Source organism: Mycetocola sp. Y442, assembly GCF_056898615.1.
This window is the reverse complement of record NZ_JBXHBV010000001.1, coordinates 61597-88570: the sequence shown is the minus strand read 5'-3', so window position 1 is coordinate 88570 and position 26974 is coordinate 61597. Positions and strand designations below refer to the sequence as shown.

General features: G+C 62.5%; 24 protein-coding genes and 2 pseudogenes. 6 read left to right on the top strand and 20 right to left on the bottom strand.

Annotated elements, in window-relative coordinates; translation table 11 throughout:
- Positions 1 to 46: 46 nt before the first annotated feature.
- The 4 genes from AC1X6S_RS00420 to AC1X6S_RS00405 form a co-directional block, all read right to left on the bottom strand.
- On the bottom strand, positions 47 to 1633 hold the full coding sequence (locus tag AC1X6S_RS00420; RefSeq protein ID WP_483403871.1) for an HD domain-containing phosphohydrolase: 1587 nt from the start codon (positions 1631 to 1633) through the stop codon (positions 47 to 49).
- Positions 1634 to 1657: 24 nt separating this feature from the next.
- A complete protein-coding gene (locus AC1X6S_RS00415; protein ID WP_483403870.1) occupies positions 1658 to 2407 on the bottom strand; it encodes a hypothetical protein in 750 nt (249 codons plus the stop codon).
- Positions 2408 to 2832: 425 nt separating this feature from the next.
- Positions 2833 to 3885: an ABC transporter permease gene (locus AC1X6S_RS00410; protein WP_483403869.1), complete on the bottom strand. Its 1053-nt coding sequence runs from the start codon at positions 3883 to 3885 to the stop codon at positions 2833 to 2835.
- A 2-nt stretch (positions 3886 to 3887) separates the two neighbouring features.
- Complete coding sequence (locus AC1X6S_RS00405; protein WP_483404953.1) at positions 3888 to 4517, bottom strand: ATP-binding cassette domain-containing protein; 630 nt, start codon at positions 4515 to 4517, stop codon at positions 3888 to 3890.
- On the opposite strand from AC1X6S_RS00405, the gene AC1X6S_RS00400 reads away from it, so the two are divergent.
- Positions 4416 to 4838 carry a hypothetical protein gene (locus AC1X6S_RS00400; protein ID WP_483404990.1) on the top strand — a complete coding sequence of 141 codons (423 nt, stop codon included), beginning with the start codon at positions 4416 to 4418 and terminating at the stop codon, positions 4836 to 4838. The two genes, AC1X6S_RS00405 and AC1X6S_RS00400, sit on opposite strands and share 102 nt — an antisense overlap.
- Before the next feature lie 39 nt (positions 4839 to 4877).
- On the opposite strand, the pseudogene AC1X6S_RS00395 reads toward AC1X6S_RS00400, so the two are convergent.
- From AC1X6S_RS00395 to AC1X6S_RS00380, 4 genes and pseudogenes are all read right to left on the bottom strand, one after another.
- Positions 4878 to 5414, bottom strand: a pseudogene (locus AC1X6S_RS00395) (ATP-binding cassette domain-containing protein); the annotation flags it as partial.
- A gap of 49 nt (positions 5415 to 5463) precedes the next feature.
- The gene (locus AC1X6S_RS00390; protein WP_483403868.1) at positions 5464 to 6507 is read right to left on the bottom strand and encodes a substrate-binding domain-containing protein; all 1044 of its coding nucleotides are present in this window, start codon (positions 6505 to 6507) and stop codon (positions 5464 to 5466) included.
- Positions 6508 to 6738: 231 nt separating this feature from the next.
- The gene (locus AC1X6S_RS00385; RefSeq protein ID WP_483403867.1) at positions 6739 to 7689 is read right to left on the bottom strand and encodes an aldose 1-epimerase family protein; all 951 of its coding nucleotides are present in this window, start codon (positions 7687 to 7689) and stop codon (positions 6739 to 6741) included.
- Entirely contained in the window at positions 7686 to 10541 is a 2856-nt protein-coding gene (locus AC1X6S_RS00380) for a DUF5107 domain-containing protein (RefSeq protein WP_483403866.1), read from the bottom strand. The genes AC1X6S_RS00385 and AC1X6S_RS00380 overlap by 4 nt, the downstream gene beginning before the upstream one ends.
- Before the next feature lie 275 nt (positions 10542 to 10816).
- Between AC1X6S_RS00380 and AC1X6S_RS00375 the strand changes: the two genes are divergently transcribed.
- Positions 10817 to 11707, top strand: a complete 891-nt coding sequence (locus tag AC1X6S_RS00375) for an AraC family transcriptional regulator (RefSeq protein WP_483403865.1) — start codon at positions 10817 to 10819, stop codon at positions 11705 to 11707.
- Between the two features lie 234 nt (positions 11708 to 11941).
- Here AC1X6S_RS00375 and AC1X6S_RS00370 read toward each other — a convergent pair whose 3' ends face one another.
- Positions 11942 to 12223: a hypothetical protein gene (locus AC1X6S_RS00370; protein ID WP_483403864.1), complete on the bottom strand. Its 282-nt coding sequence runs from the start codon at positions 12221 to 12223 to the stop codon at positions 11942 to 11944.
- A 403-nt stretch (positions 12224 to 12626) separates the two neighbouring features.
- On the opposite strand from AC1X6S_RS00370, the gene AC1X6S_RS00365 reads away from it, so the two are divergent.
- Complete coding sequence (locus tag AC1X6S_RS00365; protein WP_483403863.1) at positions 12627 to 13259, top strand: hypothetical protein; 633 nt, start codon at positions 12627 to 12629, stop codon at positions 13257 to 13259.
- 689 nt (positions 13260 to 13948) lie between these two features.
- Here AC1X6S_RS00365 and AC1X6S_RS00360 read toward each other — a convergent pair.
- The 4 genes from AC1X6S_RS00360 to AC1X6S_RS00345 form a co-directional block, all read right to left on the bottom strand.
- Positions 13949 to 14215 (bottom strand): hypothetical protein, encoded by a 267-nt coding sequence (locus AC1X6S_RS00360; protein ID WP_483403862.1) that lies wholly within the window; start codon positions 14213 to 14215, stop codon positions 13949 to 13951.
- Positions 14216 to 14502: 287 nt separating this feature from the next.
- Positions 14503 to 14937 (bottom strand): hypothetical protein, encoded by a 435-nt coding sequence (locus AC1X6S_RS00355; RefSeq protein ID WP_483403861.1) that lies wholly within the window; start codon positions 14935 to 14937, stop codon positions 14503 to 14505.
- Between the two features lie 3 nt (positions 14938 to 14940).
- Positions 14941 to 15435 carry a hypothetical protein gene (locus tag AC1X6S_RS00350; RefSeq protein ID WP_483403860.1) on the bottom strand — a complete coding sequence of 165 codons (495 nt, stop codon included), beginning with the start codon at positions 15433 to 15435 and terminating at the stop codon, positions 14941 to 14943.
- 94 nt (positions 15436 to 15529) lie between these two features.
- Entirely contained in the window at positions 15530 to 16882 is a 1353-nt protein-coding gene (locus tag AC1X6S_RS00345; RefSeq protein ID WP_483403859.1) for a helix-turn-helix transcriptional regulator, read from the bottom strand.
- A gap of 1006 nt (positions 16883 to 17888) precedes the next feature.
- On the opposite strand from AC1X6S_RS00345, the gene AC1X6S_RS00340 reads away from it, so the two are divergent.
- The gene (locus AC1X6S_RS00340) at positions 17889 to 18596 is read left to right on the top strand and encodes an alpha/beta hydrolase (protein WP_483403858.1); all 708 of its coding nucleotides are present in this window, start codon (positions 17889 to 17891) and stop codon (positions 18594 to 18596) included.
- Between the two features lie 134 nt (positions 18597 to 18730).
- On the opposite strand, the gene AC1X6S_RS00335 is transcribed toward AC1X6S_RS00340, so the two are convergent.
- Both AC1X6S_RS00335 and AC1X6S_RS00330 read right to left on the bottom strand, forming a co-directional pair.
- Positions 18731 to 19081, bottom strand: coding sequence for a DUF6805 domain-containing protein (locus tag AC1X6S_RS00335; protein WP_483403857.1), 351 nt, complete (start codon positions 19079 to 19081; stop codon positions 18731 to 18733).
- Between the two features lie 39 nt (positions 19082 to 19120).
- Complete coding sequence (locus AC1X6S_RS00330) at positions 19121 to 20392, bottom strand: fumarylacetoacetate hydrolase family protein (RefSeq protein ID WP_483403856.1); 1272 nt, start codon at positions 20390 to 20392, stop codon at positions 19121 to 19123.
- Between the two features lie 239 nt (positions 20393 to 20631).
- Here AC1X6S_RS00330 and AC1X6S_RS00325 point away from each other — a divergent pair, with 239 nt between their 5' ends.
- A complete protein-coding gene (locus AC1X6S_RS00325) occupies positions 20632 to 20949 on the top strand; it encodes a DUF4342 domain-containing protein (RefSeq protein WP_483403855.1) in 318 nt (105 codons plus the stop codon).
- A gap of 142 nt (positions 20950 to 21091) precedes the next feature.
- Here AC1X6S_RS00325 and AC1X6S_RS00320 read toward each other — a convergent pair whose 3' ends face one another.
- The 4 genes from AC1X6S_RS00320 to AC1X6S_RS00305 form a co-directional block, all read right to left on the bottom strand.
- Positions 21092 to 21778, bottom strand: a complete 687-nt coding sequence (locus AC1X6S_RS00320) for a response regulator (protein ID WP_483403854.1) — start codon at positions 21776 to 21778, stop codon at positions 21092 to 21094.
- Positions 21775 to 23007 carry a sensor histidine kinase gene (locus AC1X6S_RS00315; protein WP_483403853.1) on the bottom strand — a complete coding sequence of 411 codons (1233 nt, stop codon included), beginning with the start codon at positions 23005 to 23007 and terminating at the stop codon, positions 21775 to 21777. The genes AC1X6S_RS00320 and AC1X6S_RS00315 overlap by 4 nt, the downstream gene beginning before the upstream one ends.
- 102 nt (positions 23008 to 23109) lie before the next feature.
- A complete protein-coding gene (locus AC1X6S_RS00310; RefSeq protein WP_483403852.1) occupies positions 23110 to 23970 on the bottom strand; it encodes a glycosyltransferase family 2 protein in 861 nt (286 codons plus the stop codon).
- Between the two features lie 11 nt (positions 23971 to 23981).
- Positions 23982 to 24536, bottom strand: a complete 555-nt coding sequence (locus AC1X6S_RS00305; protein ID WP_483403851.1) for a hypothetical protein — start codon at positions 24534 to 24536, stop codon at positions 23982 to 23984.
- Between the two features lie 404 nt (positions 24537 to 24940).
- On the opposite strand from AC1X6S_RS00305, the pseudogene AC1X6S_RS00300 reads away from it, so the two are divergent.
- Positions 24941 to 25388 (top strand): annotated as a pseudogene (locus tag AC1X6S_RS00300) (hypothetical protein); the annotation flags it as partial.
- A 392-nt stretch (positions 25389 to 25780) separates the two neighbouring features.
- On the opposite strand, the gene AC1X6S_RS00295 reads toward AC1X6S_RS00300, so the two are convergent.
- Positions 25781 to 26959 carry an MFS transporter gene (locus AC1X6S_RS00295; protein ID WP_483403850.1) on the bottom strand — a complete coding sequence of 393 codons (1179 nt, stop codon included), beginning with the start codon at positions 26957 to 26959 and terminating at the stop codon, positions 25781 to 25783.
- Between the last annotated feature and the right edge of the window lie 15 nt (positions 26960 to 26974).

Genomic DNA, 26974 nt, shown 5'->3' with positions numbered 1-26974 from the left:
GCGCACGCAGTTGCTCGCATCCCGACAATGCGCTCGATGAGCACGTTCACGATCCTTTGTTCGTTTCGTTCGGCAGGGTCGCCAGACCGTGCTGGAGCGCGTACAGGCTGGCTCCGACCCGGTTGGTCGCTCCGATCTTCGTGTAGGTCCGCTCGACATGGTTGCGCACGGTCTTCTCGCTCAGGACCAGCTGCTCGGCTATCTTTCGATTGGAAAACCCACGGGAGACCAAGCCGAGGACCTCTCGTTCCCGAAGGGTGAGCAGGTCATCGCGCCGCACGGAAGGTGCTCGGTGCCCCGCAACGCCAAGGACGGCATCCACGCTCTCTGGATCAAGTTCGCCGGAGCCGCTCCTCCTGCGCAGGCGCGACATCGCTTGGTGGGGGTCCATCGCCTCGCGGTAAGGCCGTGGCTCCAGTGCTGACTGATACGCCACCGCTGCGGCGAGGATGCGTTCGCTGCGCCCGAGCATCGATCCACCGATGCCGAGCGGGTACCCGGTTCCGTCCAGATGCTCGTGATGCGCCCGGGCCACCACGCGGACGGCACCCAGCCCTGGGATCCGGTGCAGCACGCGTTCGGTCAGATAAGGGTGCATACGCACCCGTTCCCACTCTGACGGGTTGAGCTCTCCGGGCTTGGCCCACACCTGGTTCGAGATGCCGAGTCGACCAAAGTCATGCAGATGTCCTGCTCGGCGAAGCGTACGGACTTCGTCAGCGCTCAGACCGAGCCGCTCACCGGCGCCAGCTGAAAGCGACGCCACGGCCCGTGAGTGTCCGAGCGCGAACGGGCACTTGAGGTCGGCAAAGTCGCCGATCGCGCAGGCCAGTCGGTCGAACTCATCGTCGGTGAGCCGGACCTCCTGGTCGGGTGCCTGTTCGAGCGCTTCTTTCCATGCGCCGCCACCGGGTACGGGAGTGAACAGTTCTTCCGGAGCCGCTAACACGGCGTCGACGACGGCGGGGTCAAAATGGCCGCCGCGTCTGCTGTTGGCCATCGCGATCACCGCGTCGAGGCCATACAGGCGATAGTGCACCTCGGCCACATCAGCGACCTGCGCGATTCTCATCTCGATGGGTATCTGGTCGCCGGAGGCTCCGGTCGGCAGTCCCGCACCGTCATACCGTTCGAAGGTGTAGGCGAGCGAGCTCGCCACGTTCGTCGGCAGACCGATGTGACGGGCAAGCGCCGCCGCTGACGTGCAGTGCGAGTGGATCAATGCGGCGAGCTGGCCGCGGGCGTCCCGGAAGAGAGTGCCCATCACTTTCAGCCGCTGCGGCAGCGGTTCCCCCTTGGCGATGTTGTCGAGAAGGAACCACAGATACGGCATTCCGGACCAGTCGACGAGGTATGCCTCGCGTCGGACCGCGATGTCGTCGCCGAACCACCGGGCGTACTCCTGGGAATCCGCGTGGCACCCGATCCACATCACCAGCGTGGCGTAGTAGACGGTACCCCGCTGCTCAGGGTTCAGGCCGAGCCGGTCGGCCAGCCTGCAGGCGATCGTCGCGGAGCGGAGCATGTGCTCGGAGGGCTGGCCCAGACCAAGGTCGATCGCGACGGAGAGGCCAGCCAGCACCTCGACCCGTCTCGGCAGGACCTCGCCGCTGTGGCTTCCGGGACCGTTCATGATTCATCGTACGTCCGCGCCACCTCATGCCGTCTGGTCGCTTCTCACCCCATCGGTCTCACGCCGTCGTGCATTCAGGTGGGCAGGTACGGTGAACCGGGCCCGGCCGACGAAGAACAACCCGCGCTGAGGTAGCCAGAAGTCTCCGAGACGTGCCTGTTCGTCCAGAGGGCCCATGCTGCCGAGTTCGGTTCCGTCGAGCGTGGCGTCGCCGCCGACCACGCGCCACACCTGGAGCGGGGCGGCTTTGAATTCCTGGCCGTTCGGCGTGCGCCCGCGCAGCCTGATCCGACCCGACCGCAGGGCACCGCCGGCTATCGGGCCCATTGAGGCGAGCACCGGATCGCTGTTCCAGGACCGCTGCGGCATCCGTTCGCTCATAGCTGTCATCACCCGCGTGGCCGGCGTTGCCCCGAGCACCAACCGCCACGAGAGTCGGGCACCCATGGTGATGTCGGCACACCAGTCGTCCCGCCACGTCACCCCGATCTCGGGAACCCGCTCGACAGCGGTCACCGATCCGAAGTACCGGGGACAGCTGACGTCCGGGTCGGCCGTGGTGAAGATGGTCCAGCGGCCCGCTGGATCTCGATGCCAGATTGCCCGGTATGCCGTGCCGAGTGAGCTGGCGAGCATGTCGCGAAGGACGAGGTAATGCCCGCCGGAGTACGGCACACCCATCGCGCCGTACCCGGTGAAACGCTCATCCGTCCCTCGGACCAGTTCGGGGTTTATCTCAGTGTTGGAGATCGCTTGTCGTGGAGTGGTAGTCATGACCCCAGTCTCGGGCGAGAGCCTCGATCGGGGCATGAGGCATCGGCCTCAAGTTGTGAAGCGCAGACCTTGGCTGCCGCCGGACTTGTTACGCAAGCGGTCTCGCGAACGGCCTGTTGATCCGGCTGACAGGGTCGGGCCGGGTCGAGACGAGGTGGTGTGAGCCAGGATTTGAACCTGCGCTCTTTGAAGGTTCAAAGCCGTTCTGGACCATCACCGGAAGCGACCGGAACTCGCGGATTCCGTTGCGTTTTCAGTTTTGGTGCGGGCCCGGGGCGGCGGGTCGAAGCTACCACCGTCGAACTTTAATAATTCTGTGACCCATGCAGGTCAGTATTCTGCGGCAGTCGTGCACTGCAGGAAGTTAAGTCGTGTGCCTCTGTGGTTCCGTTCGAGGGGCGAGAGTGCCGTTCGCGCAACGGACATCAACCAGGTATTCCGATTCTGCGCTCCCCCGACCTGAGCTGCTGGATAACTACTGCGACAACGAGCAGAGTCCCTTGAGCGACGTTCTGCCAGAACGTGTTCACGCCGAGCAACGTCATTCCGTTGGTGAGCACCCCAAGCAGAATCACGGCGAGGATCGTACCCGCGATCGCGCCCTTGCCACCCTTCAGAGCTGCACCGCCAAGCGCCGCAGCGGTGATTGCCTGAAGCTCCAATCCTTCCGATCCCGAAATCGGTTGGCCCGAGCCCGTTCGAGCAGTGATGAGGATGCCAGCGATTGCCGCAACCGCGCCCGTGATCATGTAAACGCCGATGATGTACCGATTGATATTGATGCCACCGAGGCGGGATGCGATGTTATTACCGCCGACCGCGTAGATGTTGCGGCCGATGGTGGTGTATCGGAGCACAACGTGGGCGAGTAACGCGATGAGAACAAGGACCCAGATCAGGACGGGAGCACCGAGGAACGTTCCGCGAGCAAGGAAGACGAAAAACGGGTCGGCCCCGGTATATCCCTGCGCCCGACCATCTGAAATGAGCTGCGCGACCCCTTTGAACGCTGCAAGGGTTGCCAGGGTGGCGATGACAGGATTGACGCGCCCGAATACGATGATGCACCCGTTGATAAGACCACACAAGACGCCAATGGCGATGGCTCCAAGCGCGCCAAGCGTGGCCGAACTCGTCGCGGTGAAAATCATGGCGGACGTCACGGATGTCAGGCCCGCAATCGAGCCAACCGAGATGTCCAGGGCGCCGAGGATAATGACGATCGTCTGAACGACGGCGAGCAAGCCGACGATGGCGATCGCGGTTCCAATTACCTTCAGGTTCGGCACTGTGAAGAACAGAGGATTTTGGAGTCCGATGACTGCCACAACGAGTGCGATCGCGAAAATGAGCGAGATGTTTTGCACGCCAAGAGCACTGATGATTCGTTTGAGCGGCGACGCCGTGTCGACCTTTGTCGATGGAGTGCGGGGCCCAGTCGCGGGTGCTGGGTCTTCCCTTTGTGTAGTGGCGGTCATTCTCAGACTCCTTCGTCCATGGCAAGTGCCAATATTCGTTCTTCTGTTGCCTCAGCCCGCGGGAGTTCGCCCGCAATGCGGCCCTTGGCCATGATGTAGATGCGATCGGAGACCCCGAGAACCTCGGGCAGCTCACTCGAGACGACGATCACAGCGACTCCCTGATGCGCGAGTTCGTCGATGATCCCGTAGATCTCCGACTTCGCCCCAACGTCGATGCCTCGAGTGGGTTCGTCGAGCAGGAGCACTTTCGGTGAGGTGGCGAGCCACCGGGCTAGAACGACTTTCTGCTGGTTGCCACCAGAAAGGTTGCTGACGATCTCATCAGCGGACGGAGTCCGAATCCGAAGTCTCGTGATGAACTCCTGGGCGAGGATGCGCTCCGCTCGCGTGTTCACGAAGAACCACCGCGATAGCGATCGGAGAACCACGAGAGCCGCATTGTCCCGCACGGATCGCTGAAGGAGCAGCGCCTCGGCTTTTCGCTCCTCCGGTGCGAACCCGATCCCGGCACGAATGCTATCTGAGGGTTGCGAAATTCGCGTCACCCGGCCGGAGATGGCTATCTCGCCCGTATCGGTCCTGTAATCGCCGGCGATGGTTTTCATCAGCTCGCTCCGGCCGGCACCCACGAGCCCAGCGATGCCAACGACCTCGCCGGCCCGGACCTGCAGATCGATCCCCTCCACGAATTCATTGCCGACGTTGTGCAGCTGAAGAACCACATCACCGAGAGGGGCAGGGTCACGGTGAAAAAATTGGGTGATATCCCGACCAACCATCATCCGAACCAGTTCCTCGTGATCGGTCTCAGCAACTGCCTTCGTTCCGACGAACTCCCCGTCACGGAGCACGGTGATTTGGTCGGCCAGTTGAAAAATCTCGCCCATCCGGTGGGAGACGTAAGCTATTGCAACTCCATCCGCTTGGAGTTGCCGGATGAGAGCGAATAGCAAGCTCACCTCGTCATCTCCCAGGGATGAGGTCGGCTCGTCAAAGCAGATAATTCGTGGTCGACTGACTACCGCGCGCATGATTTCTACGAGCTGGCGCTGTGCCGGGGAGAGGTCTGACCCGAGCATGTCGGCACGAACGGCGCGGTCGAATCCCCACTTCGCCAGCTCGTCTCGTGTGCGATGCACGAGTGATCGCCGATTGTAGATCAGCGATCCCAGATTGCCGATATGGATGTTTTCGGCCACGGACACGGATTCCACAATCTCTGGCTCCTGCGCAATGACTCGGAGGCCAGCCGCGCGGGAATCTGTGGGGTCTGAGAATTGAACGGAATGTCCGTCAATTTCGAGCACACCTTCGTCCGGTCGGAGGTCACCGTTGAGGATCTTGAGGAGCGTAGATTTTCCAGCTCCATTCTCGCCCATCAGCGCAGTTACTTGTCCAGCTCGCAACTCCACTTCGACCCCTCGCAGTGCGCGAACTGGCCCAAAGCTCTTCTTGATACCTGTGGCGCGCAGTGCGATTGGTTGGTGTTGCACGGCTTTGTCCCATCTTCGTTGTCGGGTTCGCATGTGGCGGGGGTGGGACCGACCGAAACGTCGATTCCACCCCGCCTCTTGACTAGGTGCAGATCACGCCTTCGGCTTCCCAGTTGCTTGCATCGACGATCTCGGTGTTGGCGATCGAGACCGGCGGAAGCGGAGTGCCGTTGCGCAGCAGATCAATCATCGAGTTCGCCGCAGCCTTGCCGACCTCGATGCCCGAAATGAACAGGGCTGCCTTATTGCCAGTGTCCTGGCCAGCCTTCCAGTCCTTGCAGGTGAGGTAGGCACCGAGGCCGACACCAATGATTTCCGCGGGGGCGACTCCCGAGTTTTGTAGCGCTGTCACGACGCCCGTCTCGCTTTCGTCGTTGCAACCCCAGACAACCCAGTGCTTCACGCCAGCGTTTGCGGTGATGGTGGCTCCAGCCTTGTCCTGGGCATCTGTGGCGGAGTTGTCCGTTCCTATGTTGATGATCTCAGGAGCGTCCGGAACGGCTTCGGCGAATGCGCTCGCTGCGCCTTCGACGCGTTGCTGGCACACGGAAAGATCTTCCTTGTAGGCCGAAAGAATGCGCGTGTCCGCCGCTGCCCACCCTGCTTCCGTGTAGAGGCGGGCGGCTTCGGCGCCGACCTTCTCTCCCATCGAGGTTCCGTCAAATCCGGAGAAAGGTGCGGCTTCGCCAGAGCTGTCTTCGATGGTGTCATCAGCGGCCATAATCGGGATGCCTGCGTCATCGGCCATCTGAATCACCTGCGGTCCGATTTGCTGGTCCGGGACCACGATGATGATGCCATCGACCTTCTGAGCGATAGCCGCTTCTACCTCAGATATTGCTTTGTTCGAGTCGGTGCCGAGATCCACGACGTTGATCTTCACGTCACCCGCCGCTTCGGCCGCTTCCTTGGCGCCGTTCGCCTCGTCGATGAAGTATTGCTGGTCCCCCTGCTTCTGCAAGAAAGCGATCGTCAGCTGTCCCTCCTTTGGTCCGCTAGCGGGCTCGTTTGCCGCCCCGGTCTCCATTCCGGTTGTACAAGCGCTCAACGCTACGACCGTGAAAGAGGCGATCACGACCGCCATCGTTAGTGTGTGCCCGGTCTTGCGTGCTGCATGGATCTTCATCCGCATTCCTTATCTTCGTTGATCTGACGGCCGCAGGCCGGAGGGATGTTCGCTTTCCAGAGCTAAGGACCGAATCCCGACATCTTGAAGGGAGGTTCTGCCCATCTTGTCCTCACCTGTGAACGTGAGCACACTGCCAAATTACGGGCACCGGGGCCCAAATCCGAGGACAATCAACCGGTGCACATGGACGATCCCACGATGATACTCATGTCCGACTGAGGTTGCCGCTCAACGCCCGGTCCCCAAATGGAGGGCACCGAGTGTCCATTCGATGTGGGTGGACGCGCCTGGACGGAGTACTCGGAGGCCGCGGCCACTGTTGAACGCGTCCGGTGGGCAAGACATAGGCTCTATTGCCAAGCTGTTCCGGAACTCTCCTGGTGCGGCAAAGTCCGCGGTGTAAATTTGGATCCAGTCAACACTCCTGTCGCAGACGACATGGACACCACGGTCTGCGCTGGCAACTCGCACATGACAGTTCCCGTCGCTGCCGCGCTGGAGCGACGTGAAGGCGTGGTTAATGACGGTGTCATTGATTTTTCGTGGGGCGCGGAAGTCAAGCGCCCCGTTATTATGCGCCTGAACCTGCGCAGACCTAATCGGGAGCAGTCGATCGTTGGACATACCGACGACCTGACCCGCCGGCAGTTCCAAGGTCCAGTCCTGGATGGCGTTCACCGCGGACGAGGCAGCAAGAACGTACGGGTGGCCGCCGAGGCCTACGGGCGCATTGGAGGAGCTGTAGTTCGTCGCTGTGATCCGTTGGCGCAAGCCCGCGGGGCCAAGTTCGAAATCCACGCCGACCCGGATTCGCCATGGGTAACCGACCTGAGGTGCGATGGTCGCTTGCAATTCCAACGTATTTTCGGAATGGCGGATCGGAGTGAACGATAACCAAGAAACGAGACCATGTGCTGCGTTTCCCCTTTCAGGTTCATTGATCGGAAGCTGGTGCTCAACTCCGTCGAAGGCGTAGCGGCCGTCCGCGAGCCGGTTCGGCCAAGGAGCGAGAACGGCTCCGCGCATCGCTGGCCGGATTTCCTCGGCCCCGAATGGAGCGATGAGGTCCTGTCCGGATTCGGCCAGCGAGCGTAGGGTCGCCCCCACGCTTGCCACCCAGGCCTCGTAGGATCCGAACTTGAGTCGGTACTGTTCGCCCGAGTTCGGGATGGCGGTCACTCCGAATCATTCTCCCGGGAGAACAGAAGCAGTTCAGGAAGGCTCGTGGCGAAGTAGTCGGTTACCCCGTCATCGCGCACGGCACTCGGGGCGTCGTAGCGCGGCCGTTGCTCGCCAAGATTCGCTGGCGGGTCGGTTCGAGGACGGCCAAGTGCGATGATCGCCGCGTCCCAGGCTGCCAAGGCTCGGCCCTCCCCACCTTCCCAAGGATGGAACGGTCGACTGGTTAGTATGTCGAACGCTTCGGCGGCGCGCCCGGCGTGAGTGAGGAGCTCGACGTATTCGATCGTCAGATCGTCTCGGGTGAGGACGATCTCCCGCACTGGATCGAGTCGAGCGAGACGCTCGTCTCGCTTCTGGCCCAGTCGGGCAGCTAGCTGGTCCTGTTCGTAACGCAGTCGCGCGTCATCTGGGGCAATTGCGACGGCGGTCTCGTATCGCCGCCAGGCCGTCTTATCGTCGGCCGCGATGTTGTATGCGCCCAGCGCGGCGTTTCGATACAGGACGGGGTTTCGCAGACCGAGGTCGATTGCTGACTCCCACAGCTGAAGTGCTTCGCGCCGCCGCCCGTGTGCGTATAAAAGCATGCCGAGCAGATGCCTCGCCACTGCATCGTCCGCGTCTGCGGCCATTGCGGCGACGAGGGCGTCGTGTGCATCTAAACCAGACGGGAATGCCCATTTTAGATCGGCCGTTTGAGCGGCCCTACGGTGCTCGGCGGCATGCTCGGCAGAGCCAGCCGCGTCAAGCAGGGCGGCTGCCACATAATGCGCGATGGGGCATACATTGCCTGCGGCTCTGATAGGCGCGGCAACGACAGCGTCGATGACGGAGAGCGCCATCGCTGTTTCACCTGTGTGCGCTAGATCGAGCGCGACGTCGAGCAAGATGCCGGGGTCCGAACTCGTATGATCGTTGGCCAACGCGCGGAGGGTGGCGTCGAGTGGGTCGGCTCTGAGTGCTTCGCGAACGACGATGTCGGCATCATCCAGCCGTCCGGTTCGCCGATGGAGTATTGCACGCAGTGCGATTCGACGGCTGTCATGTCCAACGACCCCGTCGAGAGTGTCTAAGACGCGGAGGGCAGCCCGGTTCAGTCCCCGCTTACTGAGGCTTCGGGCAAGTTCGAAGCCAGCGCCTGGTGCCCAGGTGCCATCCCAGCCTGCCTTACCGAAAGCCTGTTCCGCTTCGATCGCGCGGCCCAGGCGCTGAAGAGTGAGGCCTTTGAGATAGAACGCTTCCGCATCGATAGGGTTGGCGTTACGACGGGTCAGCCGCGCCAGCGCGATGTCGATGTGGGCAAGAGCCTCGGTGTAGCGGCCGGCGCGGTAGTGCCTATCGGCGAGGGCGATGTTCGTGCGGGCGTCTCCGGGATCCCGGGCGATGGCCGCATTCCAATAGCTCAGCGGAGACCGCGTCGGGTGCCGGTACTGCTGCAGATGCATGCCGGTGAGATAGAGCTCTTCGACGGTGTCGATATCAGCGGGCAGCGCCGGTTCTGTTGCGACCGGTGGTTCGACGTCACCCGACTGGTCGGCGGGAGACCACCGGACGAGGAGTCGACTCTCTTCGTCACGTAGCTCAGCGGAGAGCTCGCCGTCGCCCGTGGGGGCCGCTTCGCTTTCGATGACTGCGGGCACCCCGGGGAGGAGGTCTCGCACGCTTGTAGCAAACTCCACGCCGTTCCGAAGGAGGCTGAGGCGCGCCCCGGGGGCTGGAGCCGTGACTGCGAACGTAGCGCGCATAGAACCGTGGCTTTCGACGTGCACGGCGGCATCCGGGGTGGCCTGGTGAACCGCGCCAATCGCGGGAATGGGGTACCAGTATTGAGTGAAGATTTTCGTCTCGCCAGGTAGCAGCCAGGTGAAGTCAGGTTGATTATCCGTGTAGACGCCGGCCATCAGTTCCACGTACGCGCCGTCGCCGTCGGTGAGTTGTGCGTCCCAGGCGTGCCCGAAGGGTGCGTCACCCCAGGTCCACAACTTTTTTCCGGGCGACACCCGTCGCTCCGCCCAGTGGACGAATCCCGCTCCGGCGGCGTGGTCGTAACCCCCGAAGAAGTCCTGGTTCGAGTCGATGATCATGTAGGAAGTCGGCACGGGGATGTTGCGGTACAGGTCGATTCGGTTGGCGCCAGGGGTCTGCTTCTCGAGAGCGGGATAGTCCACGCCGTAATAGGGACGGTCAGCTTCAGGGAACGCAGTGATGGCGCGACGCGCGTGGTCGGCCACATAATGCACGTCCTCCGGAAAAAAGGATTGGTAGTCGTCATGCGCAAGGGCAGCTACGTTCGCCCACCAAAGAAACGTTTGTCTTTCACTCGTGCGGTTGTGCAGTCGAACGGCAAGTTCGACGACGGAGCTATCCGGACGAAGCCGGATACCGTGCTGCGCCTGCATACGCACGAAAGGATCGTGGTCCGAACACCAGACCGTCACCGATCCGTCGTCACCGTGTTCGATATGCGTCTCCACTGGAAGGTATGTGGCTGGTCGGTGGTGTTGCGGCCAGTTGAATTCGACACCCCCACTGATCCAGGGTCCGGCTAGCCCGACGAGGGCCGGCTTGATGACGTTGTTCCGATAGAAGAAGTCGTAGCCTGTTGTCTTGTCGTATCCGATATGGATACGGCCACCCAGTTCAGGAAGAATGACGAGGCGCACGTATTGGTTCTCGAGGTGGACCGCTTGCCACTCTCGCTCGGCACCTTGGTCCGCCACTGATTCAGTGAAGGGGATCGGGTAGACCTTTCCGCTGGAGCCCTGGTAGACGCGGTGGTCGAAGTACATGGGGTACTCGCTCGGCTCACCGGCTTCGTAGGTGCGGATCGTCAGCAGCTCGCTCCAAGCCACAGCGCCACCTGCATCGATTTGATCCTGCAGTGGCGCCGGGGCATCCGGCAAACTAATCAGGGCAGGGGCCTCCCCGGCCGGAAACGGGCTGGTGCTAGAAGCCACAGGAGTTAGGCCTTCCGCCCCCTTTTCACGCTGTTCGACAGGCATCGTTGACCTCGTTCTCATTCTGGGGACTCGTGCTGACCGCAGCGGCCGGCACGGACAGCTCGCGTATCCGTTATCGACGCTAGAAGGGCCGGAACGCGTTGTGTATGGTGTGAACGAGGAAGAACATGGACGAAACAGCGATTCCGCAGGAACCCCACTACCGCATGGAAGGGTTCACCAACCAGCGGCTCTGCGTTGTACCGCGCCCGCAAGTTGCCGCCGCCCTCGCGCAAGCGGGGACGCGACGACTTCTTGTTACCGATGCGGGATACTTCCCTTCCGCAGAAGGACACGGTCGCGCGCGGCCAAAAGGTACCCCAGAAACGATCGTCATTCTCTGCACTGCCGGCAGTGGCGTCGTGACACTCCGGGGTCAACCGCATGCGCTGACACCGGGGGCATGCATCGTGATTCCAGCAGGCGTGCCCCACCAGTATGTGACATCGGCAGATAACCCATGGACTATCTGGTGGCTGCACGTTCGAGGCAACGATGTAGCCGACCTAATTGAGCTTCCTACCTCGCAGGAACGACCGGTCCTTCGCCTGCGCTCACTCGACCGAGTCGTCTCACTCTTCGACGAACTCGTAAGTCTTCTCGAACGTCGCCTCTCACCTGCCCACCTTCTGGCAGCATCTGGTGTCGCGTGGCATCTGCTTGCCCGCATCATCGCCGACAGCATCCTTCCTGCCGACGGCTCGCCACTGGAACGAGCGATGCGGTACCTCGAAGCTCGCATTGACGGCACTATTCAAGTCAAGGAACTCGCCGCTTTGGTCGGTATGTCACCATCGCACCTAAGCGCGCAGTTCCGCGAAGCGACCGGGAGTGGGCCCAACGCGTTTCACACGTCGCTCAAGATGTCGCGCGCCCGTGGCCTGCTCGACACCACGACACTGCCAGTCGCCGAAGTCGCCCTCGGGGTGGGATACACCGATCCTCTCTACTTCTCGCGTCATTTCCGTCGCATCCATGGAATGAGCCCGACAAAGTACCGGGCGCAGCACAAAGGCTGATTCAGCGTCGAATGCGAAGATGCTCCCAACTGGCCGGTTCAGATGCTATCCAGTCGGTGTTCCTCGACATGATCCGTCGGTGCTGGCGTGGGGGATGCACGCGTCGACCCAGCGCAATGATCAGCAAGGAGGTGACGGAGCCGGTTCGGCGTCAGGCAGGAGAACGGCTCCCCCAGCCATCCGCAAACCCAAGGCAAAATTGAACGCTACCCGAAAGCGGGACCACAACTCCGCTCAAGCCACGAACGCTGGCGCGTTCGTTACGACAACGTCAACTCCGGCGGCACAATCACAGTCCGCTACGCCGGCAAACTCCGCCACCTCGGCATCGGCCGGGCCCATAAGAACAGGCCAGTGATTCTGCTCGTGAACGGCCCGCAAACCATAATCACCACCCGCAGCACCGGAGAAATCCTCGCCGAGCACACCATCGACCCCGAAAGGAACTACCAGCACAGAAATAACGAAAACCCCCTCCCGAAGGAGAGAGTTTCTGTCAGGAATGTCTCCATACATCTGTCAAGGATGTCTCGACACATCACAGTGGTCGGCTGACAGGATTTGAACCTGCGACCCTTAGTTTCAACGTAACTCGGGTTTTACGGAGAACCCGAAAACCGGAGCACTTGGTCAATTCGGCCCAGATGGAATTGAATCTGATGACTAAATGACGACCATTCACCCCGATTTGGCGGCACTCAATCTCCGAGCCAGACAGCAGCCACCAATCCTGCGCCTGGACTGATGGCTAGTTTTCGATGAGCCAACTACAAGCGGAGGGTTCCGCCCAGAGGGATTCTCTTGCGCGTTCTACTGTGTCCGGTCGATGATGGTGAAAGATAGGCGGATCGGCGATACCCTTCCGACGGAGACATGCGCAAACTCTGACTGAACCGCACGACGATGAGCGGAGACACCCATGAATGACGACGGCCGATTCTCGCCTGAGATTGCCGAAGCGGTCGAGGATGCGATTTTGCGATTGGAAAGCGCGACCGCCATCCCTTTCAACGAGATGCTCCTGGGTTTGGAAGAGCCTCAGACGTTCGGCGTCGCACTCCACCCCCTCGGCGGACTACAGGTTAGTGTGGCTGCGTCCGGACCGGAGGTGTTCCTCCTCATGGCGACGAACGGCATTCCGACGGTCAACTCAGTCATGTTCGTCAGGGACGAGATCCCCAACGACGCGTCCGGATTCACCCTCGCAGTCGTGGCGGTGGACACCGCATTCCGGATCTGTCTGCAGGGGATGCTCGGCACCGGCGACTGGCCGACCACGGAGGCGTTCCTTGAGGCAGTGAGACCCGAAGGCGGTCCGCCGATCGAGGTTGAGGACGCGTGGAAACGCACAGACGAAGCCGCACTCACCTACCTGGGACAGATCGATATCAACCCCCCTATCCTGCAGAAAGTGATTCTGACAGGCGAGGTTCGGGAGCTCTTCGATCAATATTTCCGCGCTCGTCCAAACCCTGAATGGGAGGAAGCCTACGCAAGTTATCTGCACTCAGCTAACGAGGCGCCCGATTACGTTCGCGGAGAAGAGAGCTAATCGAGGACTCGCGCGTAAGCGGAGCGCCAAACTGGAACGTCGAAAGCCTTGGCCTCAAGCATCCGACCAGTCACGGTCACCGAACATCGCCGTATGCACTGCAGGCCCGAGGTTAAGCTGGCGATCGGTCTGACGGGCTGTGCGGTGCCGCTGCTTCGCCTCGATCAATGGTGACTCCAAATCTGACACGCACGCCGAAGCCCCGACCCGGCAATCAGCCCGCGAGGCGGGCCAACGACCTGTCTTGTATCGGGTTCAGCCGCCCCAAACTAGGGGTGAAAATTTGCTCGCCGTTGGCAGGACTTTCTGCTTTTGTCAACCAACTAAGATCTGAGCACGGATCACGCTCACCTCGGCTTGCCGCAGCCGACAACGGCTCAGGCATCAGCTGGCAGTACTTCTCGGACGGTTCGCGATCCTCCCCGACGGTCATGAGCGCCCGAGCGTCAAGTCGGCGGCGGACGCGGACGGGGAGACGGATGGCGCGGTAGGCGCAGACGGATGGCGCGGCAGACGCAGACGGATGGCGCGGCAGACGCAGGCCGCCGAGGATCGCGCCGATCGCGTTGGTGACCAGGTCGCTTGAGTCACAGGCCCTCCCCAGTGACGAGCACGAGCGCCTGCACACTGTCTCGATCGCCGCGGACGCCGCCACGGTCACGAGCACCGCCACAACGGGCGGGCGCCACTCAATACCGACCAGGAAGGCTATCGGCACAAACAAGCAGAATGTTGGCGGTCGACTCGACCGCGGTGGGTGCGAAATACGGCACCTGCACCGCACACGTCATCCCTGGGCTCGGATCGCCATCCGGGTACAACGTCAGTGCCGCCACGACGAAAGCTGCAGCCACAAGCAGTGCTCGCGTGAGCCGCTGCTTCCTCACCAGCCACGCTCCGACGAACGACGCGACCATGAGGACGGCGATCAGCACGGAGAACGCGATCCAAGGCATACGGATGAGCGAACTTGAAAGCACATCGCGTGCCGTAGTGCACCGGTAAGGCGCGCTCTTCACCCGCCGCCATGGGCACAGCGGTGTTAGGGCACCGAATGGTGTGCAGATACCGACCTCTAGCGCATCACGCCTGATTGGGGACGGCGATGAAGTCGACGCTTCAATAGCGGGTTGGGTTATCGTCGTGGATGCTCATACCCAAGAGGTTTCCCTGACGATCCCAAAACGTTTGGAAGGGACCGAGGATGCTGCGGGCGAAGGCCGCCACGCTATGAGCGCCACGCTCATTCAGGCTGCTGAATGAGGGCCTCGTCCATCGATCCACCGAATTGTTCCCATTCGACGTTCCCGATAGTGCCGCCGAGCAGACAGAACGACCATGACTTGCCATCGGGATACATGTCGTCATCGGGGATCGGATTGGGATCATGTTCAGGGATGACGATCCACCACTTCCCGTCCGGACGACGCTCCACCTGCTCGAGGTCGAGAGTCCGCGACTTTGGCAAGTCACCGAACGGGCTTTTCTCGATGGTCCGTGCCGCGCAGAGAGCGAGTGCGTCGAAGTTCTCGATGGGGTCAGACGGAGAACGGGGCGCAACAGACGGCGTGGCCGTCGCGGTCACCGTGACGCTGGGGCCCGGCACTTCGGCGGCGGTGCAACCCGCCAGAATGAACGCCGCAACAAGCGCGGCAGCAATCGATCGAAGTTGCACCATGTTTCAATTCCCTGTCGGACAGACGGGAGGCTGCGGGTTTGAGGCGTCGAACGGCTCGATCGCGCTGAGGGCAGAGAGGTCGTCGACAGGTTTCGAGCCCGAGCAGTATCCGCCCGCGATCCAGGTGACATCCATAATCGTTCCCTCGAGTGCGCAGCGCCCCCACGATTCGGTCCCCAGCCCGGGGTAGTTTGCAGCCACCGGCGACGTGTCGGTTCGTTTAAACAAGACATACCAGCCGGAGGAATCGGTGCGCTCGACGGTCGCCTCGGCGAAAGGAGTGAAGCTGGCGGAGTAGCTCCCATCCATCGGGGGGTTATAGATTCGCGCTGCGCAGAGCGCGTAAGCGTCGAGCGCGTCGATGCGTGATTCGGGCCCGCGGACTTCAGGCGATGCGGTCGCCGTAACCGTCACGGTCGGTCCGGGAACCGCTGCCACCGCACAGCCGCTGAGGAACAGCGCCAAAGCGCCGAGCGCCACTCCATCGATGAACCGCACTGATCTCCCCCTTAAGTTGTCCACATCCTAGACAGGGAGGGGGCCGGGCAGCAGCCTCCCTAAACGGGTGTACTACACGAGAGCGACGTTCGCCTCACTCTGAGGGCGAGCGCCCGGCGCCGGCGTCCGTGTTCATCGACAGCGCATCGCGCAGCTGGGCGCGGGTCGTAATCCCGAGCTTGGGAAAGATCTTATAGAGGTGACCTCCGACAGTGCGTGGCGACAAGTACAAGCGCGCGGCGATCTCTTTATTCGATCGGCCTTCCGCGGCGAGCTCCGCGATCCGTGTCTCCTGTTCGGTCAGGTCAGCAACGCGCACGGCGATCTCTCTCTGGCACGCGCGAAGCTCGCGCTGCACCCTGTCCAGCCAGGCACCAGCCTGCACGCTCTCCAGATCGAACTGAACGCGAAGTAGGTGGCGGCGCGCTTCGGCCGTACGGCGTTTGCGCCGCAACTGCTCGGCGTAAACGAGCCGCAGGCGGGCGGCTTCGTACACGAAGGGAAGGGATTCCGCGCGCAGCAACAGCTCTTCCGTGGGCGCCAAGGTCGTTCGCGCCGCGATGATCGCGTCGCATGCAGCCACCACGAAATCCGCGCGTTCCGAATGCAAACGTTGCAACCCTCGACGAAACTGCTCCACTCGCGAGACGGCCTGCACGTCCTCGTGCACCATCAGTGCGTAGTCAACGAAGTCGAACAACTCCATCGGTCCGCACGGTCCGGTCGTGAGATTGAGAAGGTCGGTCTGCCGGGTGGATAGAAGTGCGATCGCTTGGTCGTAATTGCCCTGCGGGCCTTCAATCATGACGACTGCGGAGTCCACTATCGCCCGCAATCGATGCGAGCGATGCAGGACTGGCTCAGCCAGAATACGGTCCACCCGCTGTCGTGCCGCCGTCGCATCCCCCTGAAACGCTTCGGCGAATGCATACGTCGCCTCGGTAGCAATCCACTGGACCGGCATGGGGACGATATCGGTTGCCTCGCGCGCGACAGTCACGGTCGCCTCGAGTTCCTTCCAGTGCTGAATGTGCGAAAGCATGAGAGACAGGTGAGTCGATTCGGTTGCCCGCACGAGTCGGTTTCCCACACGTCTGGTGAGCCGGTGGCTGGGCGCCACTGAATTCATCAAGCGCATATTCCGCAGTGCGTCCAGGATCATCGCCACGCAACCGGCGACCTGCGACCAGCCCCGCCCATCGCTTGCGGCCGTGTAGTCGAGATGGGCCCGGACCGGGGCGTTGAGGGAGCTGATCGAGGCCGCGACGGCGGCGACGTGCGGGTGCAGGACCGGAACAGAGGAGCACGCCTGGAGGAAGTCCTCCCATGCGGCCCCGTTCGCGCCGACCAGGTTGACCAGCGCGAAGACCGCGAGGGCTTCCCCGGCGTCTTCGGAACCAAGGGAATCGTTTCGCAACCGACCGAGAATCGTCGCAACGGCGGCCACCGGATCGCTCTCGACGAGCGCTTGCCGAAGTGCCCGTGCCGGGGCGCTCTCGCGGAGGAGCACTCTGGAGTCAGTGGCGGTAAAGCGATCCAAAACCCGCTCTACGACCCGGAAGTCGCCGTCGCACGCCGCGATATTCGTCGCAGCGGCGGCGAACCCGGCCGCTGCCTCCGGCGTTGAAGCCGAAGAGGCTGCGCTGACGAGACAGTGCACCGCCCATGAGGGCCTGTCTGCTCGCGCGAAAAACTCGCTGGCAGCGACCAGGTCGGATGCCTCGACGTGCTTCTCGGCGAAAAGCAGGTGGAGGGCCCCACCGTGGGGCGGCGGATGCTCCGAGAAGCACACGCCGCCGGCGATCAGGTGGTCGTCCGGATCAGCTGCGGCCAGGACCACCAGCCGGTGAAGATCCGAGATCCACGAAATGCGCCCGCGCTCGGCGCTCTCGACGAACCGGGTCGCGGCGGCAGCATGCGGTTGAATAGCCGAGGCTCCACCGCCCTGAAGCGCGAACGCGAGCAAACGCCCTCGCAGGTCAGGGGCCATCGAGCGAAACTCGGGGACGAGCGCCATACCCTCAAAGGTCAGGTCACTGATCTGCGGGAGAATCCCGAACCAATGGTCCGAACGGCTGACGCGTTCGACCACTCCCGCTGGCATCGACGCGGCCCCGTACAAGTCTTCGAGGTGTCGCAGAACGAGAGCGGACAACCCAGGCGCGTCGCTCTGCGAATACGGCCCGGTAACCATAGTCGATGATATGAGCAACCCTCACCTCGGCGCACGGGGGCGTTCCCCAACGTATGGAGTTTGCGGTCCCCCATCCCGCAGTCCGCCGGACCTCCGACGACCTGCCGATGACTCGAGCGAGTCAATTGACTCTTCGAAACAGGAAACACGACGTCAGACCATCGATTCGTGGGGCTCGCCAACCTCACCGGGTCAACATCCGCTTACCCAACTCAAGCTCTCGCCGGTCTCAGCCGACGAGCAATCGAAAGGAACCGAAATGAACACCAACCAGGAAGTAAAGAACGTCGTTCTGGTTCACGGCGCATTCGCCGACGGATCAGGGTGGCGTGGTGTGTATGACAACCTGACCAATCGCGGCTATCGCGTCTCAATCGTGCAGAACCCGCTCACCTCTCTGGAAGATGACGTCGCCGCCACCACCAGAGTTCTTGATCTGCAGGAGGGCCCGACCATCCTTGTCGGGCATTCGTGGGGCGGCACCGTCATCACTGCGGCAGGATCGCATCCCAACGTGGCCGGGCTGGTGTACGTGTCCGCGCTGGCGCCCGACTCCGGCGAGAACACGGCGCAGCAGTACCAGAGCTTCGCCGAGACGCCCAAGTTTGTGATCGATGTCGGCGATGACGGATTCGGATTCCTCAACCACGACACATTCAAGGTTGGGTTTGCGGCGGATGCCAGTGACGCCGACGCCGCGTTCCTCCGTGACTCGCAGGTGCCCATCAACATGTCGGCGTTCGCGACCCCGGTCGAGCATGCTGCCTGGCATGACAAGCCGTCCTGGGCCGTCATCGCCACCGAGGACAATTCCTTCGATCAGGCGATGTTGCTGCACATGGCTACGCGCGCCGGGGCCGAGGTCACTCGGGTGTCGGCCAGCCATGCAGTGTTCATGACGCGGTCCGGGGTCGTCTCAGACGTGATCGACACTGCGGCACGGAACTCGCTTGTCCTCGCCCGGTGAGCACACCGCCACGTATCGCCGCGGCCGGCTCGCGTCTCTCGCGCGGGTCGGCCTCTGACTCCCGTCAAGGGTTAGCTACCAGTGAGGCCAGAGAAAAGTCGACCTTCTGACAGGCGGTTCAGCCTTTCCCGAACTCAGTCGGTCAGAAGCCGAAGGGCGTGGATGCGCCCTGATTTCGCCCCACCTCGTGCCGCTATCCGCACACTGAGCGTGTCTTTTCCGGCGGACACTGCGGCCGGTATTTCGTAGTCCTCGTCGATCATCACTCCCGCCGTTCCTGCTCCGTCGGGCTTCGTCAGGGACGCGACGTGGGCGCCTTCGACGAGAAGGTCGAAGCCCTGCGAAGAGCTTGAGCCCAGCCGGGACACGCGGACGAACCGCGCCAATCCGTCACGGTTTCTCATAGTCACCGAGAATGCACCGCTCGTCTCCCGCCAATGAACCCCGTCGGACTGACCGGCACCCGTGGCGCAAAATTTCGACACGGCAAAGGCGCACTTGTACCCGGGCGAGCCGGACCTCAATCAGCCGAGCAGCTCACTGGCCGCGCCAATCTCAGTTTCGGAGCGCGGCCCATTCACGATGCTTGTAAAAATCTGCCCAAGACCCTCCGCGCGTGTGACGATCTCATCGCCGGGCTGGAGGTAGACCCCGGCCTCATGGGCGTCGCGCACGTAGACATCAAGCGCGGAGGCCACATTGCTTTCGGCATTGGTGCCGAAGCTGGCCGCCCACTCCATGAAGCCGAGGAAGCGCTGACGGGTGTCAGGTGCCCGGTACACGACCCCCTCCGGGGTGCCGCTCTGGATCACCGTTCCCTGGGTGATGACACCAGACTTTGGAAGCAACGGGATTCGCTCTCCATCACTGTCCCAGGTGGTGTCGCCGGTCGAGAGGGACTTCTCGATCACGGTGGGCGCGTCCCACACCATATCGCTCGGATGAGCGCGCTGGCGAAGGTCGCCATTCACGAACAGATCGAGCTCGAGTTCGGTGTAATAGCTCTGCCAGTCGGCAGGGATCACAAAGAGGTCACCTGTACTCAGGAATCCCGGCTGGCTCTTCGCGTTGGTGAAACCGGCACCGCCGGTGAGGTTATCGACCTCGATCTGGCTGACGAGAAGCTCACGGTCGGTCCAGTCGTTGGTAAGCAGGAGTCCCATGTACTCGGGCGTGCCGGACTCGAGCGTGATATCGCTCAACGCAACGAGACCCAACTCCACCTCGTAGTCAAGGAGTCCACCATCACCCGCGGCCAGGGGCTCGTTGGAGTCAGTGAGAGCGGCGACCTTCGGGAACAGATAGGGCTCATCGATGGTCGCCTCCGCCTGATGCTCGACATAGTTGGTGCCCGTGCCGATGTGGCTGGAGTGCGTGTCGATCGCGACGAGCACGTCGGACGCGGCGACGGTTACCGAGGTTAGGTTCGGGTCGGCGACGATCGACTGGATCGGTGCGTAGCCGAGTTCAGTGAACGCGGCAATTGGCTCGGTGTATTCGGTACCAGCGGCGGCGCTCAGGTCAACGCCGGTGATCTCGCCGTTCTCATATCCTGTCACGGCGAGTACGGTCGGACGGTCATCAAGATCTACCCGGGCGAAGGTCAGCGCGACACCTGGGTCAGCTATGGTCACGCCTTCGGTGACGCCGGGCTCGATCTTCTCCGAGTAGACAAGCGGGAACTCGGCAGGGATAGCTCGGACGACTCCATAGGACACGATAGCGACGGCGACAAGGCCGGCAGCGACAGTGACGGCGACGGTTGCCGCCTTCCGGCGGCGCGACAGACTGGGCATGATGCTTCTCCTTAGGTGGTTGGCTGCCGACATCCGGCAACGACCCGACATTAGGAAGTCGGACCGCGGTTGGGCATCACACCATCGGTCTGCGGCGCCCGTACCCGGGTACGGGCAGTCCGGGCGATACCGGCGTACTCCGTCACCACTACGGCGGGCGGATGCCGCATACCGGCTGAGGTCAATACCGTCCACTCAACGCCGGAGAGACCGGCGCATGAGGAAGGCAGGTAACGAAAATGACCGAGAACAACAGCCGCTACGAGGAGTTCCGCGTGAGCGGCGACGAGCTGGTCGGGAGGGTGCGCTCAATCCTCCGCGATGGCAACGCGAGCCGGCTCTACCTGAAGAACGACGACGGTGAGTCGCTCCTCGAGATTCCGCTGACTGCGGGACTCGTGGCGGTGACTGCTGGTGTCGTTTTCCTGCCAGTAGTCGCCGCGGTCGGTGCGATCGCGGCAGTGGTGACCCATGTCACCATCGGCGTCGAGCGCCCGGACCCCGGGAACGTTAGCTCCGACACCGACACCGACACCGACAGCGAAAAAGTCGCCTAATCAAGCCCACCGGGCCCGCCACCACCTCTCTCACGGCCAGCGAGAAAGGCACGGCGGGCCCGGTGTATCCGGTGCGGGGCCCCCATCGCACCGCCGGTGCCCCGGGGATGACGGCACTGACACAGTGCGGGGCGATGACCACTCACACTGTGCTCTGCGGCTTCGACCCCGGCGTGATGAGCCCGGTCTCGTAGGCGAGCATAACGGCGTGCACACGATCGCGCAGGTGAAGCTTTGACATGATCCGGCTGACATGGCTCTTCGCCGTCTGCTCGGCGATGAACAGAGTGTGGCCTATCTCGGCGTTTGATTTACCGGATGCGATGAGCAGGAATACCTCGCGCTCGCGCTCCGTCAGATTGTTGAGCACCGCCGTCGACACGAGACCGGCGGGCTTGCTGGCGACGAACTGCTCAATGAGACGGCGGGTCACCTGGGGCGCCAGCAGAGAGTCACCCCGCGCTACCACCTCGACCGCCGTTGCGAGTTCACGGACTCCGGCGTCCTTGAGAAGGAACCCACTCGCGCCAGCTTCAAGCGCGGCGTAAACGTATTCGTCGATGTCGAACGTCGTCAGCATGATGACGCGCGGAACGTTCGCTGCGCCCGGCGGATGAGTGAGACGGCGGGTCGCCTCGATACCGTTGAGCTTCGGCATCCGCACGTCCATGAGCACCACGTCCGGACGCAGGACCCGGTTCCGTGCAATGGCCTCCTCGCCATCACTGGCCTCGCCGACGACTGAGATACCATCCTCGGCACCAAGAATCGCTGACATTCCGGCGCGGAACATCGGCTGATCGTCTACGACCAGGACTCGGACTGTCACGATGTCTCCTTCATTTGGGTGATGGCTGAGGGGATCAAGGCTGTGACGGCAAAGCCGCCTGACGCGGTCGGGCCAGTCTCGAGCTCACCGCCGAGCAACGCGACCCGTTCGCGCATGCCCCGCAGGCCCACCCCGCCGTGGTCCGGAACCGGCCACCGTTCGCCGCGGGGGCGCTCGTTCTCGACGGCCACGTACAGCGCCGTTTCGCGCACTTCGATTCGCACGCTTGCTGGCGCGCTCGGCGCATGCCGAACCACGTTGCTGAGCGCCTCCTGCACAATTCGATATGCCGTGAGTTGTGCAATCGGCGATGACGACGCTGCGTGGTCATCGACCTGGAGCGTCACGTTCACTCCGGTTCGCACCGTCCCCTCCACGAGTTCCGCGACATCTGCGACCTGCGGCTGTGGCGCCAGCTCGATGTGTCCGTCATCCGGACGCAGCGCTCCGAGCAACTGCCGCATCTCTGCAAGCGCGGAGCCCGCTTGCTGAGCGATTTCATCGAACTCGCGTGCCGTCTCCTGCGTCGTCGATTCGAGGCGGAAGGGCGCGGAGAGGGCCTGCATGTGTACGAGCGACATGCTGTGCGCCACGACGTCGTGCAATTCGCGCGCGATCCTGGCCCGCTCTTCTACGAGCAATCGCTCGGCCTGGGCAAGCTCAACATCCCGTCGCGCCTGCGCGAGTTCCGACCGGATGCGGCGGCGCTGGCCGATCGCGATCGCAGCAACCAGCACGAGAAGGGTGTAGCTCGCGTAGATCGTGAGGTTGGTCCCCCACTGGTTCGGGTCAGCGTACCTTTCCGGGCTCAGCACGATGAGCGCGATGAGCAGAACCACACTGGCCCACCAGGTGGCGACTGCCATCAGCCAGCTTTCTCGGATGCCGAGTAGGAGTAACAGGGCACCGAGCGAGACAAGGCCGGTAAGCGGCAGCGGCCAGATTTCCGCCTCCTGACCTCGTGTTGCGAGCACCAGCGCGGCGATGGCCAAGAGATGGAGGATGGAGCCGGTCTTCGGCCACACGACCGCGAGTGCGAGCGATCCGCACTGGACGGTTGCGATGCCGAAGGCGACGAGGAGATCGAGTTCGTATACCGCCGAGGTATACGGTACTGCCCAGGCGTAGAGGGTGAGACAGAAGAGCATGACGGCACTCCGCGCCCAGAACGGCAACGGCGGACGTCGAGTTCCCAACTCCGGCCGGTGGACCACTGTGCTGCTCGACATGTCATGAGCCTACGGAGCCGAGAGGCCGGCGTCATCACCCTCGTGGTGTCGTCACCCCCTACCGGCGTACGGGGGACGCCGCTCGGTGATCGGCGACCGCACTCATGCGGCCGCCCGCCGTCCGGAGGCTTCCAGCTGAAGGCTGAGCGGCACATCCACCCGGACCGGGACGATATGAGACAGGGCTCGTGCGAACCAGTACGCACCCTGAACGACGCTCTGCGCTGCCTGAAGCCCCACACGATGGCCGAGTCCGTGCCAGCGGTAGGTCCGCTCGAAACGCCGCGCGTAGTCCAGAAACTCGTCGGCTGGGGCAGACAGGCGCCGCGCCGAGACGCGAGCTCGCAACCGTGACGAGTAAGCGACGCGCGCGCCCGCGTCGCGGAGGTGAATGGCCAGGTCAATGTCTTCATGCATCCGGTCACCTGGATCATCGCAAACCATCTGCTCCACCGCCCGCCAGGCATCACGGCGGATCGCCATGTTGCAGCCGAAGAGGAAAGGGTGGCTGCGCCCGACAACCCGGAGTGCCCGACGGACAAGATCATCCGAGACCTGTGGCGCGAAGCGAAATGGCAGGTCGTAATAGGTAACGGGCCCCGTGACCGCTGCGGTGCGCGGGTCCTGCATGGCCGTCGCGACGCGCTCGACCCAGTCTCGGGCGATAACTGAGTCGGCATCGATGCGGCCGATCACCTCACCCGCCGCGAAATCGAACCCAAGATTGCGGGTCGGGGTGATGCCCTGCGTCCGGGTCTGCTGGACGATCCGGATCGGAACAGCCGATGTCGCGGCGAATGCCAGGACGATCTCGGCAGTGCGGTCCGTCGAACGGTTGTCGACGACGATGATTTCCAGTGGTGTGACGCTCTGATCGAGCGCCGCACGGAGGCAACGTTCGATCGTGTTCTCCTCGTTGTATGCCGGGATAACGATCGAGACGGACGCAGTTCGAGTGGCCAATGAGCGCATGATCAGTGCCAGAACGTCTCGGCGGCGATGATTGCCGCACCGATGGACCCGGTGAGCAGGCCCGCAGCCAGTGATCGACGCAGCGAGCCCGCACGACCTCGGATGACGAGAAAGCCGAAGACCCCCAGCTCGGCGACCGCGAGGCTCACCGAGACGCTGTAGGCAACCGTCAAGGGAATGAGGCCAGTGAGGGCGATGACCAGGGGCATCGCGGCGAGGGTGCACGCCTGGAGGATCGGCAGCCCTCGCCTCGCCTCAACGGCGACGATCTCCAGCGCGTGCACGGGTGCCGCGTCCGGAGTGTCGTGGTGGGCAAGTGACGCAGCGTAGACGTGAGTGACCCAGAACAAGACGACTGAGCCCGCGGAATAGAAGAGTATTTGCCACGCCGGATAGTCGGAAACGAAAGTCGCTCCCGTGATCGCGACGAAGAGCACGAGCCCGTGGATGGCGTGCACAACCGCCGTGGGCTCAAGGGCTCGCGCCCATGCGAGCGGGCCTATCAGCCGTCGCGCTAACGTCCTCGTCGTTCTATAAATCGTCTGCGTGTGTGTCACGGACCGCACCTTTCGTTTCGTCGGTGCGAGCACAGTAGAAACGGACTTCGCACGTCGGCATCCACCACCCGCATCCCTCATCCCCTACGGAGGTACGGGGCAGGAATCGGCGGCTGCGTCTCAATCGGAGTGGGGTCTTCGCGACCGTCATGACGGAATTCCTGCCAGCGAGTCTGCCGCCGCGCATCTCGGACGCTCTCGGGGTGTCGGAGTGGCCGGTCGGAACGTTCATCGCAGGAGCGCTTGTTTTGGCGTACCTCGATTGCGTTGCCTGGTTGAACCTTTATGCGACCGAAAGCGAAATGCCGCCGGTATCGTCGCGATCGCTTCCCGCTGGGAGTGATGTCCGAACAATTGAGGTCGATCGAGACGGTGCGGTCGTTGAACGCGAGGAATTCATTGCTATGAAGATTGGCGACGATCTCGCACGTACGAACTACTCGGTAGACCGAGACCTCGACGGGCCGCTCACGAACGAACTGCCACACCCGGTCAACTGGAACGTGCTCACGGCCGAGGGAGCCGAGACCGAGTGGATCGAACTCAACCGGACGGTGCACTGGCCCCGACGGACCTACGTACTCCCGGCGTCCGTCGTGCCGCCCATCTGGCATCGCCACCCTCAGCGCGTGTGGGAACTCTCCGCGCTCCACTTGCATTGGCTCTGCGCCTACGATCCCGAGCAGCACGGCTCGGCGTCATGTGGATGGCACCGAGACTTCGCCGACGCCTGGGAGTGCTTGCGCGACTGGGTTCAAACAGCAGGGACGCGCCTCGAGCGCGATCGGCCGACTCGCCAGACAGCTTGGCCAAGCGAAGCACCCGCGGATGCCGTCGAGGATGTCGTGATAGTAAACACGAAATCGCCCCTGAAATTTTTCAGGAGCGATTTCTTATTGAGAGGTTCCGCAAACAGTTTCGCGAACGACCCTTCGGTCGGGCTGACAGGATTTGAACCCGCGACCCCTTGGAGGACCCGGCCCTATTTTGGTCACTGCCGAACGTCTTCGAAAACTCGCGGATTGCCTTGTGTTTACAGGGAACCGGGCGGTGCGCTGCCTTCGATTGTACGCGGAAATATCCGATCATTCATGGTTGTTTTTGATGGGTAAATGATGGGAATCCGACGGCTTTGTCGGGAACACATGGCGCGTGCGGGATCGACCTCTGGGGCTCCCCTCCCCCGTTGAATCGATGGAGAACCTGCGGGCGCCCCGCATCCCTCTGTTGCTCGAGAACGGAGTTCAGATCCGCGCTTCACGGAACCCTGCCATCGCCCAGTAGCTTGCGATGGGCCCGGCGAGGAGAATAAGTGCCGCGTACTTCATCCCTAGTGCCGAAGCCAGTAACGGCACGGCAAAGAATGCCCCAATGCTGACGGCATATCCAACTCCCATTTGAACAACAATGGCTGTTCCCACGGCGTGCTGACCGGAAACATCGCCTGTCATCGCGGAATACAGCGCTGAATCTCCGATTGTTGCAGCACCCCAAACCGCAAGCACGATGATGCCTAGCCAGGTGGGAAAGTTCCCGAGAAAGGGGGTCATCAAGATGCAGGTTCCCGAGACGATCACGATTGTGCGGGTCACCGCTGGCTTTCCATAGACCTGTGAGAGCACCGCACCGATTACGCATCCGAGCGTGCCCGCGACGCCAATGAGCAGAAAACTCCAGATTCCGAGGAGGGGCACGGCGACTGCTATCCCGCTGAATGCCGGAAGCAGCAGAAGTAGGGAGGGCAACCAGAACCACATTCCATACACCTCCCACATGTGTCCGACATAGGCCACTGAGATGCGTCTTTGGCGACGGTCGCGCAGCAGAGCCAGAAGTCCAGCCATGGAAACGGGTCTTACCGGGGCTACATATGGGCCCGTGCGCGTAGCCAGCCCCAGGAGGGCGGCTACCAGCGCAAAAGCTGCGGTGATTATCATGACTTGACGCCAGTCCTCCGGCGCGGATCCCGCCACGAGATGGGGAGCCGCGGTTCCGACCGTCAGCGCGGCCACGAGCGCGGCAACCGGTAATCCGCGAGCCTGAACCGGAGCCCAGGACAAGACCGCCCGCATACCTGCTGGATAGACCACAGCTAGGCTCAGGCCTACCAGCAGTCTCGAAGCAACGAAAAGTTGAAACCCGCCGTCTACAATCGTGGGCAGGAGTGTAAACGCCGCCGCGGCCACAGCACCACCGAAGATCAATCGGCGGGGAGAGCATCGATCGGTCAACCGAAGCACTCCCACGATCAACGCACCGAGTGCAAACCCGACCTGAACGCCGGCAGTCAAGACTCCACCTTCGGCAGGATGGAGGGAATATTCCGCAGTAATTCCCGGAACGACGGCAGCGACGTTGAACCAGCAGGAGACGGCAAGTATTTGGGTGCAGATGCCCAGTATGAGTTGCTGTATCCCTGTCATCGATCGGTCCCGGTT